Annotated in this window: 18 protein-coding genes; 9 read left to right on the top strand and 9 right to left on the bottom strand. The window is 62.4% G+C overall.

Features of this window, described 5'->3' with window-relative positions; translation table 11 throughout:
- Positions 1-196: 196 nt before the first annotated feature.
- A complete protein-coding gene (gene ybaK, locus C7T36_RS02570; protein WP_045070546.1) occupies positions 197-691 on the bottom strand; it encodes a Cys-tRNA(Pro) deacylase in 495 nt (164 codons plus the stop codon).
- Between the two features lie 185 nt (positions 692-876).
- On the opposite strand from ybaK, the gene C7T36_RS02565 reads away from it, so the two are divergent.
- Positions 877-1,602, top strand: coding sequence for a sigma-70 family RNA polymerase sigma factor (locus C7T36_RS02565; protein WP_202025927.1), 726 nt, complete (start codon positions 877-879; stop codon positions 1,600-1,602).
- A complete protein-coding gene (gene rsrA / locus C7T36_RS02560; RefSeq protein WP_033231177.1) occupies positions 1,599-1,880 on the top strand; it encodes a mycothiol system anti-sigma-R factor in 282 nt (93 codons plus the stop codon). The genes C7T36_RS02565 and rsrA overlap by 4 nt, the downstream gene beginning before the upstream one ends.
- A 90-nt stretch (positions 1,881-1,970) precedes the next feature.
- On the opposite strand, the gene C7T36_RS30735 is transcribed toward rsrA, so the two are convergent.
- Positions 1,971-2,045, bottom strand: coding sequence for a 50S ribosomal protein bL37 (locus tag C7T36_RS30735; RefSeq protein WP_095887907.1), 75 nt, complete (start codon positions 2,043-2,045; stop codon positions 1,971-1,973).
- A gap of 128 nt (positions 2,046-2,173) precedes the next feature.
- On the opposite strand from C7T36_RS30735, the gene C7T36_RS02550 reads away from it, so the two are divergent.
- Positions 2,174-2,389 carry a biotin/lipoyl-binding carrier protein gene (locus C7T36_RS02550; RefSeq protein ID WP_033231176.1) on the top strand — a complete coding sequence of 72 codons (216 nt, stop codon included), beginning with the start codon at positions 2,174-2,176 and terminating at the stop codon, positions 2,387-2,389.
- A 10-nt stretch (positions 2,390-2,399) separates the two neighbouring features.
- Positions 2,400-3,902 (top strand): sensor histidine kinase, encoded by a 1,503-nt coding sequence (locus C7T36_RS02545; RefSeq protein WP_045070539.1) that lies wholly within the window; start codon positions 2,400-2,402, stop codon positions 3,900-3,902.
- A 134-nt stretch (positions 3,903-4,036) separates the two neighbouring features.
- On the opposite strand, the gene C7T36_RS02540 is transcribed toward C7T36_RS02545, so the two are convergent.
- A complete protein-coding gene (locus C7T36_RS02540) occupies positions 4,037-4,291 on the bottom strand; it encodes a WhiB family transcriptional regulator (protein WP_003940950.1) in 255 nt (84 codons plus the stop codon).
- A 253-nt stretch (positions 4,292-4,544) separates the two neighbouring features.
- Positions 4,545-5,501: a diacylglycerol kinase family protein gene (locus tag C7T36_RS02535; RefSeq protein WP_045070536.1), complete on the bottom strand. Its 957-nt coding sequence runs from the start codon at positions 5,499-5,501 to the stop codon at positions 4,545-4,547.
- Between the two features lie 41 nt (positions 5,502-5,542).
- Here C7T36_RS02535 and C7T36_RS02530 point away from each other — a divergent pair, with 41 nt between their 5' ends.
- Entirely contained in the window at positions 5,543-6,013 is a 471-nt protein-coding gene (locus C7T36_RS02530; protein ID WP_033231173.1) for a hypothetical protein, read from the top strand.
- Positions 6,014-6,018: 5 nt separating this feature from the next.
- Here C7T36_RS02530 and C7T36_RS02525 read toward each other — a convergent pair whose 3' ends face one another.
- Positions 6,019-6,498: a GNAT family N-acetyltransferase gene (locus C7T36_RS02525; RefSeq protein ID WP_045070534.1), complete on the bottom strand. Its 480-nt coding sequence runs from the start codon at positions 6,496-6,498 to the stop codon at positions 6,019-6,021.
- Between the two features lie 5 nt (positions 6,499-6,503).
- Positions 6,504-7,124: an acid phosphatase gene (locus tag C7T36_RS02520; RefSeq protein ID WP_045070533.1), complete on the bottom strand. Its 621-nt coding sequence runs from the start codon at positions 7,122-7,124 to the stop codon at positions 6,504-6,506.
- A gap of 84 nt (positions 7,125-7,208) precedes the next feature.
- Here C7T36_RS02520 and C7T36_RS02515 point away from each other — a divergent pair, with 84 nt between their 5' ends.
- Positions 7,209-8,006 (top strand): ParA family protein, encoded by a 798-nt coding sequence (locus tag C7T36_RS02515; protein ID WP_045071148.1) that lies wholly within the window; start codon positions 7,209-7,211, stop codon positions 8,004-8,006.
- Positions 8,007-8,012: 6 nt separating this feature from the next.
- Here the strand turns inward: C7T36_RS02515 and C7T36_RS02510 are convergent, their stop codons facing one another.
- Together C7T36_RS02510 and C7T36_RS02505 are read right to left on the bottom strand one after the other, a co-directional pair.
- Positions 8,013-9,215, bottom strand: coding sequence for a PQQ-binding-like beta-propeller repeat protein (locus C7T36_RS02510; RefSeq protein ID WP_045070532.1), 1,203 nt, complete (start codon positions 9,213-9,215; stop codon positions 8,013-8,015).
- 9 nt (positions 9,216-9,224) lie between these two features.
- Positions 9,225-10,766, bottom strand: a complete 1,542-nt coding sequence (locus C7T36_RS02505; RefSeq protein ID WP_239654805.1) for a DEAD/DEAH box helicase — start codon at positions 10,764-10,766, stop codon at positions 9,225-9,227.
- 429 nt (positions 10,767-11,195) lie between these two features.
- Between C7T36_RS02505 and C7T36_RS02500 the strand changes: the two genes are divergently transcribed.
- Positions 11,196-11,891 carry a ferritin-like fold-containing protein gene (locus tag C7T36_RS02500; RefSeq protein WP_033231169.1) on the top strand — a complete coding sequence of 232 codons (696 nt, stop codon included), beginning with the start codon at positions 11,196-11,198 and terminating at the stop codon, positions 11,889-11,891.
- A 105-nt stretch (positions 11,892-11,996) separates the two neighbouring features.
- Entirely contained in the window at positions 11,997-12,227 is a 231-nt protein-coding gene (locus C7T36_RS02495) for a DUF3107 domain-containing protein (RefSeq protein ID WP_033231168.1), read from the top strand.
- A gap of 97 nt (positions 12,228-12,324) precedes the next feature.
- Here the strand turns inward: C7T36_RS02495 and C7T36_RS02490 are convergent, their stop codons facing one another.
- Positions 12,325-12,987, bottom strand: coding sequence for a TetR/AcrR family transcriptional regulator (locus tag C7T36_RS02490; RefSeq protein WP_033231167.1), 663 nt, complete (start codon positions 12,985-12,987; stop codon positions 12,325-12,327).
- A 395-nt stretch (positions 12,988-13,382) separates the two neighbouring features.
- Here C7T36_RS02490 and C7T36_RS02485 point away from each other — a divergent pair, with 395 nt between their 5' ends.
- Positions 13,383-14,372, top strand: a complete 990-nt coding sequence (locus tag C7T36_RS02485) for a DUF3152 domain-containing protein (protein WP_230589980.1) — start codon at positions 13,383-13,385, stop codon at positions 14,370-14,372.
- The last annotated feature ends 23 nt before the right edge of the window (positions 14,373-14,395 follow it).

The raw sequence follows: 14,395 nt of genomic DNA, 5'->3' as shown, positions 1-14,395 counted from the left end.
AAGTCCGATTTGCTGATCGTGCGCCATTTCACAGAAATGCGCTAATCCATTGCGTCGGAACATATTTCGGATGCGTTGCAAAGGGTGATTTCGGGGGTGAATCTCTCCGGGAAACGTCCCGCCGACTGGCTATCGTCGGGACCTTAGGTGTAGGCGGCTTCGGGACTTTAGGCCCACGGCTCTGTTCGAGTAATTGTCAGCCGGCAGTAATCGACGCTGTCGTCGCGCCGCACAGATCGACAAGGTCGCCAGGTGCCAGTTCGATTTCGAGTCCGCGCCGGCCCGCGCTGCACAGGACGCGATCCCACTCGAGTGCTGACGCATCGATCACCGTTGGCAGTTTCTTGCGCTGCCCCAGCGGGGAGATGCCACCGAAGACGTAGCCGCTCGAGCGCTCTGCGTCGGCGCGGTCGGCCATGACGGCTTTGCTTGCGCCGAGCGCGGCGGCAGCGGCTTTCAGCGAGAGTTTCTTCGGGACGGGGAGTACGGCAACGGCCAGTTTCCCGGTGTCGAGTTTGACGACCAGAGTCTTGAATATCTGACCTGCCGTGACACCGACAGCCCCGGCGAGGGCGGTGACCGCCTCGTCGCCGAAGGATTCCGCGCGCGGGTCGTGGTCGTAGCTGTGAACCTGATGGGCGGTCTTCGACTTCTCGAGGAGTTTGGTCGCAGGGGTCGCAGTTCCGGCCATTGCGACACTCTATGTCCAGAAGGGTCGAGCGAAGCGAGGGGGAATGTTATCCGGGGTCGAGCGAAGCGGGGGGAATGATGTCCGGGGTAGTGGTGTTGGTACTGGTTGATCCATCCGGAAAAAGTGAAGGAGCGACCGTGCTGGCTGTGTGCGAGCCACGACCGGCCCATAGGTCGGAACTGACGATGGCGGTAACCTTGATCCCCACGGCTAGTGAAGGGATCAGAGTGCTGGAACACGACCGGCCCAAGGACGAACAGTCGGAGGTCACCGAACCTGCCGATGCCGTTGCGTCCGAAACGCCCGAAACTGCGGATGAGTTGATTGCCCGTTTCGAGCGGGACGCGCTGCCTTTGCTCGACCAGCTCTACGGTGCCGCGCTGCGTATGACGCGTAATCCCTCGGATGCCGAGGATCTGGTTCAAGAGACGTACATCAAGGCGTACACGGCTTTCCGATCGTTCCGTGACGGAACCAATCTCAAGGCGTGGCTGTACCGGATTCTCACCAACACGTACATCAACTCGTATCGGAAGAAGCAGCGTCAGCCGGCGCAGTATCCGACCGACGAGATCACCGACTGGCAGTTGGCTGCTACGGCGGAGCACACGTCGACCGGGCTGCGTTCCGCTGAGGTCGAGGCGCTCGACGCGCTTCCCGACGACGACATCAAGGCCGCTCTGCAGGAGCTGCCGGAAGAGTTCCGCATGGCGGTGTACTACGCGGACGTCGAGGGTTTCCCGTACAAGGAAATCGCGGAGATCATGGGCACGCCCATCGGAACGGTGATGTCACGGCTGCATCGCGGACGTAAGCAGTTGCGCGGATTGTTGGGCGACGTCGCGAAGGACCGCGGGTTCAACCGGGGCGAGAAGGACGTAGCTGCCGAAGCGGAAGGTGTTACCCGATGAGCACGCAGGACGAATTCGAAAGGCTCGACTGCTCAGCGGTCATTGCCGACGTGTGGTTGATGCTCGACGGTGAATGCGACGATGCCAGTCGTGCGCGTCTGCAGCGACACATCGACGATTGTGGTTCCTGCCTCGCAGCGTACGGAATCGAGGAGAAGGTCAAGAGTTTGATCAGCCGCAAGTGTGGTGGCGAGCATGCGCCCGAGAGCCTCCGTCAGAGGCTCACCATCGAGTTGCGACGCACGATCATCGTGACGAGTACCGAAACCGACAAATAGTCCGGCTGGGGGCGTCTGAGACGTCAACAACAACAAGGGGCGGGGAAGCAAAGACTGCTTCCCCGCCCCTTGTTGTCGGTGCACTACATGTCAGGCGTTTGGACGCTTGCCATGGTTAGCTGCACTGCCCTTACGGCTACGCTTCTTACGACCGCGCTTACCCATGATTGGTCTCCCTTCTGTTTCTTTCGCGTCATTCTTTCACGCCCACCTCGGTGTGGTTCCATTGGCAGGTCGATCGGGTCTCCCGGCGGCGGAAGTCCTACCGGTTCTCGGCAGAAGTGAGGTTCACGATGGCAGAAGACGTGCGCGCGGAAATGGTTTCCACGGTGTTCCAGGTTGTCGTGAGTGAGGGCGATGTTGTCGCGGACGGCGACACGCTGGTCATCCTGGAGTCCATGAAGATGGAGATTCCGGTGCTGGCGGAGGTTGCGGGCACCGTCACCACCGTGGGAGTCAAGGTCGGCGATGTCATCCAGCAAGGCGACTTGATCGCCGTGATCTCCTAAGCGTTCGCGAATGTCCACTCTCAGCGACCTCCTGGCAGAACACACCGACCTACCCGGCACCGCCGTCGATCATCTGCAACGGGTGGTGGGCGAGTGGCAGCTCCTCGCCGACCTCTCCTTCGCCGACGTCCTGCTGTGGGTGGCCGCCGAATCGGATCAGTCCGCGCCGTCCGGAAGCGTGATCTGCGTCGCGCATTGCCGTCCGACCACCGCGTCGACGGCATTCCCGGAAGACGCTGTCGGGACCCTTGTGTCGGAGTCCGAGCATCCGCAGGTTCTGCGCGCGTTGGTCGAGGGACAGGTGGTGCGGACGGAGGATGCTGACTGGCGCGAAGGTATGCCGCCGCGCCGGGAGGCATTGCCGGTGCGATTGGACGGCCGTGTCATTGCCGCCCTGAGTCGCGATACCAACCTCTCGCATCAGCGGGCGCAGAGTCCGTTGGAAGTGGCGTATCTGGATTGCGCTGCCGACCTGTGTCAGATGATCAGCGACGGCACGTTCCCGGTTCGGGAATCGCGTTCGGATACCAACTCGAGTCCGCGTGCAGGCGACGGTTTCATCCGGCTCGATACCGAGGGGCGGGTGGTGTACGCGAGCCCGAATGCGTTGTCCGCCTATCACCGCATGGGGTTGAGTGCGGACCTTGTGGGCCAGGACCTCGCCGCGGTGACGCGGATGTTGGTGACCGACCCGTTCGAATCGCAAGAGGCTGCCGGCTACATCCGAGACACTTTGGCGGACAAGCCCGGTCGACGGATGGAGATCGAAGCGCGTGGTGCCACGGTGTTGCTGCGTGCGTTGGTCCTCAAACCGGATGGACGCCATGTGGGGGCTGCTGTTGTCGTCCGCGACGTCACCGAGGTGAAGCGGCGAGATCGTGCCCTGCTCAGTAAGGACGCGACCATCCGCGAAATTCACCATCGTGTGAAGAACAACTTGCAGACCGTCGCGGCGCTGTTGCGCTTGCAGGCTCGGCGAACCGGCAATGACGAAGCACGCCAGGCCTTGACCGAATCGGTACGACGCGTTACGTCGATCGCGTTGGTGCACGACACGTTGTCGATGTCGGTGGACGAGGAGGTCGACCTCGACGAGGTGATCGACCGGTTGGTTCCGATGCTCTCCGATGTCGCGGGAGTCGGTGCGCCCGTGACGATCCGGCGTGAGGGTAGTTTCGGTGTGTTCTCCGCCGAGCGAGCGACGCCGCTGGTGATGGTGCTGACGGAGTTGGTACAGAACGCGATAGAGCACGCGTTCGATCCTGGCGTCGCGGGCACCGTGACTCTCAGCGCGGAGCGTTCGGCGCGGTGGCTGGACGTGATCATCCACGACAACGGGCGTGGTTTGCCTGCGGGTTTCAGTCTCGAGAAATCCGACCGTCTGGGCTTGCAGATCGTGCGGACACTGCTCGGTGCAGAGCTCGGAGGTTCACTCGGATTGCACCCGGGAAGTGGTGGCGGAACCGATGCGGTTCTCCGTGTGCCGCTCGGCAGGCGAAGTGCGCGTTACTGATTCGCCTCGATCGCGATATTTCGAGCAGACAAAAAGCCCGGCACCATGGTGTGCCGGGCTGTCGTCTTCGACGGCAAAACGGGAGGAGCTGTACTCGCGTTCGCGTCGGACGTCTGAAGTACTCGAGTACTTGCCTAGACGGAAGTGCGTGCGCGAGTGCGTGCGTTACGACGCTTGAGTGCGCGACGCTCGTCTTCGCTCATTCCGCCCCACACGCCTGCATCCTGACCGGACTCGAGAGCCCAGGACAAGCATTCGGCGGTGACGGGGCAGCGGTTGCAGACAACCTTGGCATCAGCAATCTGTGCGAGGGCCGGTCCGCTGTTTCCCACCGGGAAGAACAGTTCGGGATCCTCGTCGCGACAGATTGCGTTGTGGCGCCAGTCCATCTTTTTCGCTCCTTAAGCTGGGTGTGAATACACCGTTTGGTACCAATGAGTTTGTGTGTGCGTAATCAATGTTTCCGCACTGTTACTTGTGAATGCTTTCACGAACTCGCGGTATGTCAATAGATTTGGACAGGTTCGTGGGCCAACTCACTAAAATCGGACGTACCGATTGGCAACCTTGTAGTCATCGGCATTTTACCCGAGCGCAATGACGGTTTTCCACTGTTTTTGCAGGTCAAGACAGTTGTGTGGATCACGCAGGCAGTGGAGCGAAGACCTCGAGTGCGTCCGGTACAGCGGTAAATTCGACCGATTTGCGAAGTCCGATGAAATCTCCGTCCATTTGAAAACCGATCGGCCGTGACGACTCGATGGTGATGGCCGCGACGTCGTCGGTCCGTACGAGGACATTCGATTTCGGCTCTGCGCCCTTCGCCAACAGTTGCCGGACAACCTTCAGGGAGGGAAGGACTTTGGTGCTCGTCATCGCGAAGAGTCCGAGCCCCGAGTCGAAAGTCGTTCCGGGATTGGTGTGTACGGGGCGCGCTTCGAGATAGGTCCACGGGCTGGAATTGGACACGAATGCATAGTGGACGCCCGGAATGGGATCCTGACCCGGAAGCTGGACCGTCAGTGCAGGTTCGGCTCGCTTGGCCCGGAAGAACGCGGCGATCGCGGTGCGCACGTATCGACTCGGCGTCGCGGGATCACCGTTCTTACGCCTGGCGTCGACGGCCTCGCACACATCGGCGTCGAGGCCCATCCCGGCGTTGAACGTGAACCATCGGTTGTCTGCGTGGGCAAGTCCGATGCGTCGACGAGTCCGCTCGCTCAAGAGATCGATCAGTTGATTGGTGGCATCGACAGGATCGGGTGCAATGCCCAGTGAACGGGCAAACACGTTGGCGGATCCACCGGGAACAACCGCGACGGTCGGAATGGGTCCTACGGGCACGGCTTTCATCGATGTCGGATGCGGCGATCCGAGGAGGCCGTTGACCACTTCGTTGACGGTGCCGTCGCCGCCGTGGACGATCACCACACCGAAACCGTCTTCGTGCGCTTGCCGCGCGAGTTCGGCGGCGTGACCACGATGGGTTGTGTGCGTCACGGTCAGTCGCACCCGACTCTCGAGAGCGTGAGCCAACAGATCACGACCGGCCGCGGTGGTCGAGGTGGCATTGGGATTGACGATCAGCAGTGCGCGCACGGGGCATGAGCCTATCCGGTGTCGTGTTCTAGGCTGGTCTCGTGCCGAATACTGCCAGTCCGAATACCCTTCCCAACACAGTCAGGTGGGCGGGTGCCCTCGTGACGCTGCAAGGTCTGGTTGCGGCCGGCTTTGCCGTAGTCGCCGTAATTCGGGGTCTGACCGGGCACGACCAGAGCGTGACCAACGGTTACGGGTTTGCCGCGTGGGTGGCAATTCTCGGTGGTGCCGTGTTGGCTGCCGGTATCGCGCTGCTGACGGGTCGGCGGTGGGGACGCGCGATTGCCGTCGTTGCGCAGTTGCTGCTTCTGCCGGTTGCCTGGTCGCTTTTGACCGACTCGCACCAGGTATTTCTCGGTGTTGTCCTCGGAGCGGTTGTTCTCGTGACGCTGGTTTTCCTGTTCTCCGCGCCCACGTCCAAATGGATGGCACTGGAGTACGGATCATTCTCCGACGAGATCGCGACCGAGGAGACCGAATCGACCGAGGGTCGGGACAAGACCGACAGCTGAACGCTCTAGCGAGCCTGCGCGGCCAACGAACCCAGGTGGTCGCCGGTCAGTCGGTAGGTGGTCCACTCGGTTTTCGCCTCGGCGCCGAGTGATTCGTAGAACCCGATGGACGATGTGTTCCAGTTGAGCACCGACCACGACAGGCGTGAGTATTTGTTGTCCGTGCATTCCTTCGCGAGAGCAGCCAACAAGGCTTTGCCGTGGCCTGATCCGCGCTCGGAGGGCTTCACGTACAAGTCTTCGAGGTAGATGCCGTAGACGCCTTCCCAGGTCGAGAAATTGCGGAACCACAGCGCCATACCGACAACATCTCCGCTCTCGGAGACCGCGACATGGGCAAAAGCGGACGCCGCATCACCAAAAAGTGCTTCGCCGATCTGAGCGGGTTTGACGGTGCACTCGTCGAGCGCCTTCTGATAATCGGCAAGTTCGTAGATCATGTCGGTGATCGGCTGGACGTCGGCGGGAGTGGCGCGTCGGATCATGGCACTCAGCCTTCCACGAGCGGTGGCACGTTGTGGTGCAGGAGATGCGTCGATCCGTGTTCGTACCCGAGCACCGAGTAGGCGCCGGGGGAGAGGGCAAAGCGTCGGCCCTCGGAGACGGGCAGTTCGAGCCACCGCGCGATGAGAGCGCGGGAGAAATGCCCGTGCCCGATCAGGATGACGTCCCGTTCGGCCAGCTGAGACGTCACCAGGCTGAGCACCATGTCCGTGCGGGCGCCGATCTGGTCGGCATGCTCGCCGCCCGGGCAGCGATGACTCCACACCGTCCAATCGGGGACGCTTGTGCGAATTTCAGGCGTGGTGAGTCCCTCGTAGTCGCCGTAATCCCACTCGGACAATGCATCCCATGTCTGCTCGTCCGGCAGCCCTGCGAGCTCGCCCGTGCGCTGGGCGCGCAGCCGTGGGCTGGTCAGGATCATGGGATTGCGGAGGCCGAGTGCTCGAATGCGATTACCGGTGGCGGTGGCCTGGATCTCGCCGAGCGCGGTGAGCGGGACTTCGGTGCGACTGGTGTGCTTACCGCTGCGGGCCCATTCGGTTTCGCCGTGACGCAAGAGAATGACGCGGGGATTGGACGTGACGGTGCTGCGAACCGAGGAGGCCATGTGCCCATCATTGCAGGACAACTCGTGACACGACATCCGCGTGTAGCGTTCGCCTCTTCGCTCGAAATGCGCAAGGATCTATCTGTGACGACGGTTCTCGCAGTGGCAAATCAAAAGGGCGGCGTGGCCAAGACCACGACCGTCGCCTCCCTCGGTGCGGCTCTGTCCGCTATCGGTCAACGTGTACTGGTGGTGGATCTTGATCCTCAGGGGTGCCTGACGTTCTCGCTCGGGCACAATCCCGATCGGCTCGAACGTTCGGTCAACGAAGTCCTGGCCGGTGATCTCGACGCCGCCGATGCGATCCTGTCTACCGGTGACGGCATGGATCTTCTGCCGGCAACCATCGATCTGGCGGGAGCGGAAGCGCTCCTGCTGATGCGTCCGGGCCGAGAGTTCGCGCTCAAGCGTGCGCTGTCTCCGCTGCTCGGGAACTACGACGTCGTCATCATCGACTGCCCGCCCTCGTTGGGTGTGTTGACGCTCAACGGATTGACTGCCGCGCAGTCGGTTCTTGTTCCGCTGCAATGCGAAACGCTGGCGCATCGCGGTGTGGGGCAGCTTCTGCGTACCGTGCGCGAAGTGCAGGCGATCACCAACCCCGACCTGGTTCTGCTCGGTGCATTGCCGACGCTGTACGACGCTCGGACTACACACAGCCGCGACGTTCTCGCAGATGTGAGCGACCGCTACTCGCTGCCCGTGCTCGCTCCGCCGATTCCGCGGACGGTAAAGTTCGCCGAGGCGTCGGCGTCCGGTGCGACGGTATTGGCCGGCCGGAAGAACAAGGGGGCCGACGCCTATCGCGATCTGGCGGCGAACCTTGTAAAACATTGGGCGGGAAGCGAAATCGTCACCTTTGTGCCGGACCCGACGGTCTGAGGCAAGTCAGCGCAGCGCAACCAGGGTGCCGTCGCGCTGTTCGAGAATGGTGTCGCCGGCGCTCGCGATGACGATCGGTGACGTGACGTCGCCGCGGTCGACGCCGATCATGCGGGTGACGGCGCCGTCGGTGGGGTTGATCACGGCAATTCCGTTGGGTACGGGAACAAGAAGCTGATCGGAGACCAGCGTGCCCGGGCCGGATGTTCCCTCGACGATCCAGGTGGGGGTCAAGTCGTTCGATCGAAGATTGATCGTCTGGGTGCCGGTCCACCACGTGATGCTGTTCTTGTCGGTGCGGAGGGTTGCGCGCTGAGAGTCGACGCCGTTCACGGGGTAGTCGACCAGTGCGGTGCCGGCGCCGTCGAAAATGCTGAGGCGAGAGACGGTTCCGTTTGCGCCGGGTAGGTAGACGGCGGTCTTCTCACCGGACACGGCGACGACGCGGGCACCCTCGGAATCCGGAAGCACGACCGTGCCGTATTCCTGCGGTTCCTGAGCATCCTTCGGGGCGGGATTCATGATCGTCAGACGGTTCGACGCGTCGCCCTCGCATTTCTGGAGGACGGACACGCGGCTGGAACTTGAAGCGGCGCTGAGTAATTCGCAACCTGCGTGCGGTTGCTTGTTGGGATTGACCGGGGCGTCGACGCGGCCGTACTCGAGCGTGCGCACAAGGTCCGAGCGCCACAGTTCCATGCGGGTGTCACCGAGGGAGATGACATAGGTGCCGTCGGCCGACAAGGTGACCGACGGATCGGCGTCGCTGTTGCGCTGGTCTTTACGTGCTCCGGTGTCGGCTACCAGCGAGGTGACTTGTGAGCACCCACGGTCGTCCTGGTACACCGCCACGACTCGATCCCAGGAACCGATAGCTCCGCACAGTGGATAGTTGCGCGAGTAGCGCCACACTTCGTCCCCGGTGGCGGGGTCACGGCCGACGACGTCGGAGCCGTCCGCTGTGACTGCGGCGTTGCCCACGGCGATCGGAGCTGTGGAGTCCGCGCTCGGGAACGCCCACACCTCGCGCAGAATGTCCGGAAGAACCGCGGACGTCGTCAGCGGAGGGAGAGCCGTGTCAGCGGTGACCGAGGTGGTTCCGCGCGCATCACTGCGCAACCACACCACGGTCACCGCCACGATCACGGCCAGCGCGATACCGAGAGCCGCGATTACATCAGAGCGAGTACGCCGTTCAGGTGCCAGCACATGGGGAGCTTACTCTGCTGCGGCTGCCGCAACGGCCTGCGCCGGGCGACGACGACGGCGACGGCGCGGCTTGGATGCGGCGTCGGAATCGGCTGAAGTGGCAGCATCGTCGGCGGGTGCAGCAGCATCCGCCGTGGGTGCAGTTGTCTGAGTTGCGTCAGCTGATTCGCTGCCGGCCCGGGTACGGCGACGGGTCCGGTTGCGACGAGGAGCGGCCTTCTCTTCGCTTCCGTCGGTGTCGGCAGCAGCCTTCGTGTCCGCGCTCGCCTTTTCGGGCGCAGCTTGCGCCTTCGCAGGCGCAGCCTTGCGGACGGTGCCCTTCGCGTCGGCCGGGATGGACAGCTCTTCGTACAGGTGCGGCGAGCTCGAGTACGTCTCGACCGGGTCGGGAATTCCGAGGCTCAGTGCCTTGTCGATGAGCTGCCAGCGAGGGATGTCGTCCCAGTCGACCAGCGTGACGGCGATACCGGTGCGTCCTGCTCGGCCGGTACGGCCGATGCGGTGGACGTACGTCTTCTCGTCCTCGGGGCACTGGTAGTTGATGACGTGGGTGACGTCGTCGATGTCGATACCGCGAGCAGCGACGTCGGTGGCGACAAGAACGTCGACCTTGCCGTTACGGAAGCCCTTCAGGGCCTTTTCACGGGCGATCTGTCCGAGGTCACCGTGGACGGCACCGACGGAGAAGCCGCGCTCGGCGAGATCGTCGGCGACTTTCTGGGCGGTGCGCTTGGTGCGGGTGAAGATCATGGTTGCGCCGCGACCTTCGGCCTGCAGCACGCGGGCGACCATCTCGGCCTTGTCGAGTGCGTGTGCACGGTAGATGTGCTGGCTCGTGCGATCGTGCACGGCGGACGATTCGGCTTCCTCGGCACGGATGTGCGTCGGCTGCGTCAGGAAGGTACGCGCCAGGGTGATGATCGGGCCCGGCATCGTTGCGGAGAACAGCATCGTCTGACGCTTGTCGGGGACCATGCCCATGAGGCGTTCGATGTCGGGCAGGAAGCCGAGGTCGAGCATTTCGTCGGCTTCGTCGAGTACGAGAACGCCGACCTTGCCGAGAATCAGGTGCGACTGGTTCGCGAGGTCGAGCAGGCGGCCCGGGGTGCCGACAACAACGTCGACGCCCTTCTGGAGTGCCGAGATCTGAGCTTCGTAGGGACGGCCGCCGTAGATGGGCAGAACCTGGAGACCGCGATCGCCGACGCGGAGGTACTTACTGGCGTTCTCGAGGTCGCGAGCAACCTGGATGCACAGTTCGCGGGTCGGGACGATGATCAAGGCGCGGGGCGTGCCGTCGAGGGCAGCGGTGCCATTGGAGGCAGTGGCGATGCGGTGCAGCAGCGGGACGCCGAAACCGAAGGTCTTGCCCATTCCGGTGCGGGCCTGACCGATGAGGTCGTCGCCGGCGAGAGCCAACGGAAGTGTGAGTTCCTGGATGGCAAAAGTGCGTTCGATGCCGATCTCGTTCAGCGCGCGGACGATTTCGTCGCGGACACCGAGTTCGGCAAACGTCGGGGGTACATGGGTGTCGTCGAGCTGGACGGACACGGTGTTTTCTGTTGCTTCGTCTTCGTGGTCGATCGTGATCTTGCTCAGGGGACTAGCCTTTCCTCGTTGCGGTACGCACGCACAAGGTAAGGGGCCTGGCCGTAAATCGGCCGAAGTCGATGCCCTCTTGTTCGTCGGCTCTGCCTACGCCTCAGCACTGGGGTTTCGCGGACCGATGTTCTGATGCCGTCCGTGAAATCTCGGCGAAGCGGGCAACAACCTTCGATGCAGGTGCGCGCACATTATCTGTGGGGTCCGTGAGTACTAGATCATCCCCGCTGAATGAACGGGCGGGGGAAACTAAGCGGACTCCCGAAACCATTGTAACGGTAACCGGGCAATTCCCAGCAAAGCATGGCCTAGATCACCCCTGTCGACATGGGGTGATCGAGGGGACCGAGCGGGGATGTGGCACTAGAGTTCGTAGGCATGGGCGCACACGATCTTGATGCTTCGACTGACACTGGAACCGCCGGCCGGGTGCCTTCCGACCATCCCGGCGTGATCGATTTGTTCGCGGTACTCGCGTACGGCGAGATATCAGCGTTCTATCGCTTGTCCGAGGACGCGCAGATGGCTCCTGACCTGCATGGAAAGGTTGCTTTTGCCAGCATGGCGGCGGCGGAGATGGCGCACTTCGAGACGTTGAGCGCGGCTCTGACGGAACGTGGGCACGAGATCTTTGCGGTCATGGATCCTTTCGTTCGCGCGCTGGACAACTACCACGCGTCGACCACTCCGTCGACGTGGATGGAATCCCTCGTGAAGGCCTATGTCGGCGACGGAATTGCCGCCGACTTCTATCGGGAAATCGGTCATTCGTTACCGGAAGACGTGGCCGAGATCGTCGAGGACGTTCTCTCCCAGACCGGGCATTCCGAATTCGTGGTCCTCGAAGTGAAGGCCGCCGTGGAGTCGAGCAGCCGGGTCAAGGACCGCCTCATGCTGTGGGGACGCCGGCTGCTCGGTGAGGCGATTACGCAGGCACAGTTTGTTCTCGCGCAGCGCGACGATCTCACGGACCTGGTGATTTCCGCCTCCGGTGATCTCAACGGTGTGGTCGCATTGTTCGACGGTATGCAGGAAAAGCATGCCGAGCGCATGGCCACGCTCGGACTGGTCTGAGCCTGTTCGCTATCGGCACAGCGCGGCAGCGAGCATGTGGGAGTGATGCTGCATTAGCCTGGCCAGGACAGCTGATGTATTTCACGAACAGTTCGGAGGTTGACCGTGGAGGTCAAGATCGGTGTAATCGACAGCCCGCGTGAGCTCATCGTCAACAGCGAACAGACCCCGGACGAGGTTGAGGCATTGGTCTCAGGCGTCCTCGGTGGCGGCGAGCCGGTTCTTTCGCTCGTCGACGACAAGGGCCGCAAGTTCCTGGTGCAGGCGAGCCGCGTCGCATATGTGGAAATCGGGCCGTCCGATATTCGCAAGGTTGGGTTTGCGCCTACCGTCTGATGCGTTAGGTAAGAAAAGGGCGGGCAGTCTCAGCTGAGACTGCCCGCCCTTTTCTGTAAGAAACAGGACTGCCGTAAAGATCAGGACTGCTGTGTCTTCAGGACTGCAAGGGCACTCTCGAGAGACCGCCCCAGGCCAGGGTCACCGTGATTTCGATGGCTTCTTCCTTGGGGATCGGGCGAGCTGCTTCCAGCCAGTAGCGAGCCGTGAACTGGCTGGCGCCGACCAGGCCGACGGCAAGGATGCGCGCCCGGTAGGGGTCGAGGCCGGAATCGTGGCTGACCAGGTCGAAGACTGCGTCGACGCACGCTTCGGTGGCTTGCTCGACCCGCGTCTGCACCTGCGGCTCACCCATGATGTCGGACTCGAAGACGAGGCGGAAGCCCTGTGAATCGTTGTCGACAAAATCGAAGAATGCCTGAACAGCGGCACGCACACGCTGTTTGTTGTCGGTGGTCGAGCGCAGGGCTTGGCGGACACCGGAGATAAGGCTGTCGACGTAACTCTGCAGAACCGCTACATACAGTTCGAGTTTGCCTGGGAAATGCTGGTACAAGACCGGCTTGCTCACGCCTGCGCATTCGGCGATCTCGTCCATACCCGCAGAGTGGTAGCCGTTGGCTACGAACACCTCGCTGGCAGCGGCGAGGAGCTGGAGCCGGCGTGCATCTCGCGGAAGGCGGGTGCTGCGACGGGTTCCAGCCGGCTTACCGGCCGATGTACCGCGATCGGATTCTGTCCGATCCGCGAGTTCTGTCATGTCGCTGTCCAATCTGAGCAAAAGTAAAATTCGGCCGCGGCACGAATATGTCGAGTCGCGAATGCGTACTCGCCAGTATCCTCCGTCACATCAGCCGTAGCTGCATGAACGATACCGTGTGTCGCGCGCTCGCGTTTTTTCGTCTCGGCAAGCGGAACCTCGCGCGGCGTGATGTGGTGGATGGCACATCTGACACGCCCTTGCCTGCGGGTTTCGTGCGGTCGGAGACTGCCGCTTGCGGGATGTGAGATTCTGGAGCCGTGACTGACCCAGGGGGACCGCGCATGCGTGGACGAACTACGCAGAACCCTGACCGTGACGAGCTTCGAATGCGCAGCGGAGTGAGCGAGCCGTGGGGCAACCAAGACGGTGAGAGCCGTGCGCCCGAGGACCGGATGTACGGAGAGCGCGACTACCGAGGAATTGCGTCGCACCAGCCGTTGCGAGCGCAGTGGGATCCCACGAAGAGGCAGGTGGGCAAGACCCCACGCACCCCACGGCCGGATCGCAGTGCCCGTAAGCAGAGTCGGCTCGGCAAGTTCGTTGCGACGTACGGGTGGCGTGCGTACGCGATTCCCGTGCTCGCGATTCTGACGATTTTTGTCATCTTCGACGCTCTGCGTGCGGACCCCGTCACGGATTCCTCGTCGTCTACGACGGCTACTGCCGACCTCGCGCACAGCACCGACGGGACCGATGTCATCGGGGCTCCGCCGGCCGCCGACGGCGAGTTCGCGGCATCGATACCGTCCGGAGCACTTCCGGATGGGGGACCGTTTGCGGTCACCGGTGGTGGCACGTGGCACATAGTCCCCGGAACTACGGGCAAGGTCGGGCAGGGCACCGAGCGTGAGTTCACGTACACCGTCGAAATCGAGGACGGCGTCGACACCACCGGATTCGGCGGCGACGAGTCGTACGGCCGGATGATCGATCAGACGCTGGCCAATCCCAAGAGTTGGACCAACGATCCGAAGGTCGCATTCCGGCGTATCGATTCCGGTTCGCCCGATTTCCGCATCTCGTTGACTTCTCAGATGACCATTCGCGACGGCTGTGGATACGAGATCGAACTCGAAGGCTCGTGCTACAACCCGGGTATGGATCGAGTCCTGCTCAACGAGCCGCGATGGGTTCGCGGAGCAATCTCGTTCCAGGGTGACATCGGTTCGTACCGGCAGTATCAGATCAACCACGAAGTCGGCCATGCCATTGGATACGCCCAACATCAGCCGTGCGAAACCGAAGGTGGTTTGGCGCCGATCATGATGCAGCAGACGTTCGGAACCGCCAATAACGACATCGCGGTCCTCGATCCCGACGGCGTCGTACCGATGAACGGACTGACCTGCCGTTTCAATCCGTGGCCGTATCCGAGAGCGTAAGTAGATAATTCAGGAGTTCGTTC

Origin of the sequence: Rhodococcus sp. AD45-ID, from assembly GCF_003023755.1 — a bacterium.
In the GTDB taxonomy this organism is placed as follows: domain Bacteria; phylum Actinomycetota; class Actinomycetes; order Mycobacteriales; family Mycobacteriaceae; genus Rhodococcus_F; species Rhodococcus_F globerula.
The sequence above is the reverse complement of the archived record's forward strand: the minus strand, read 5'-3'. Positions and strand labels throughout refer to the sequence as shown.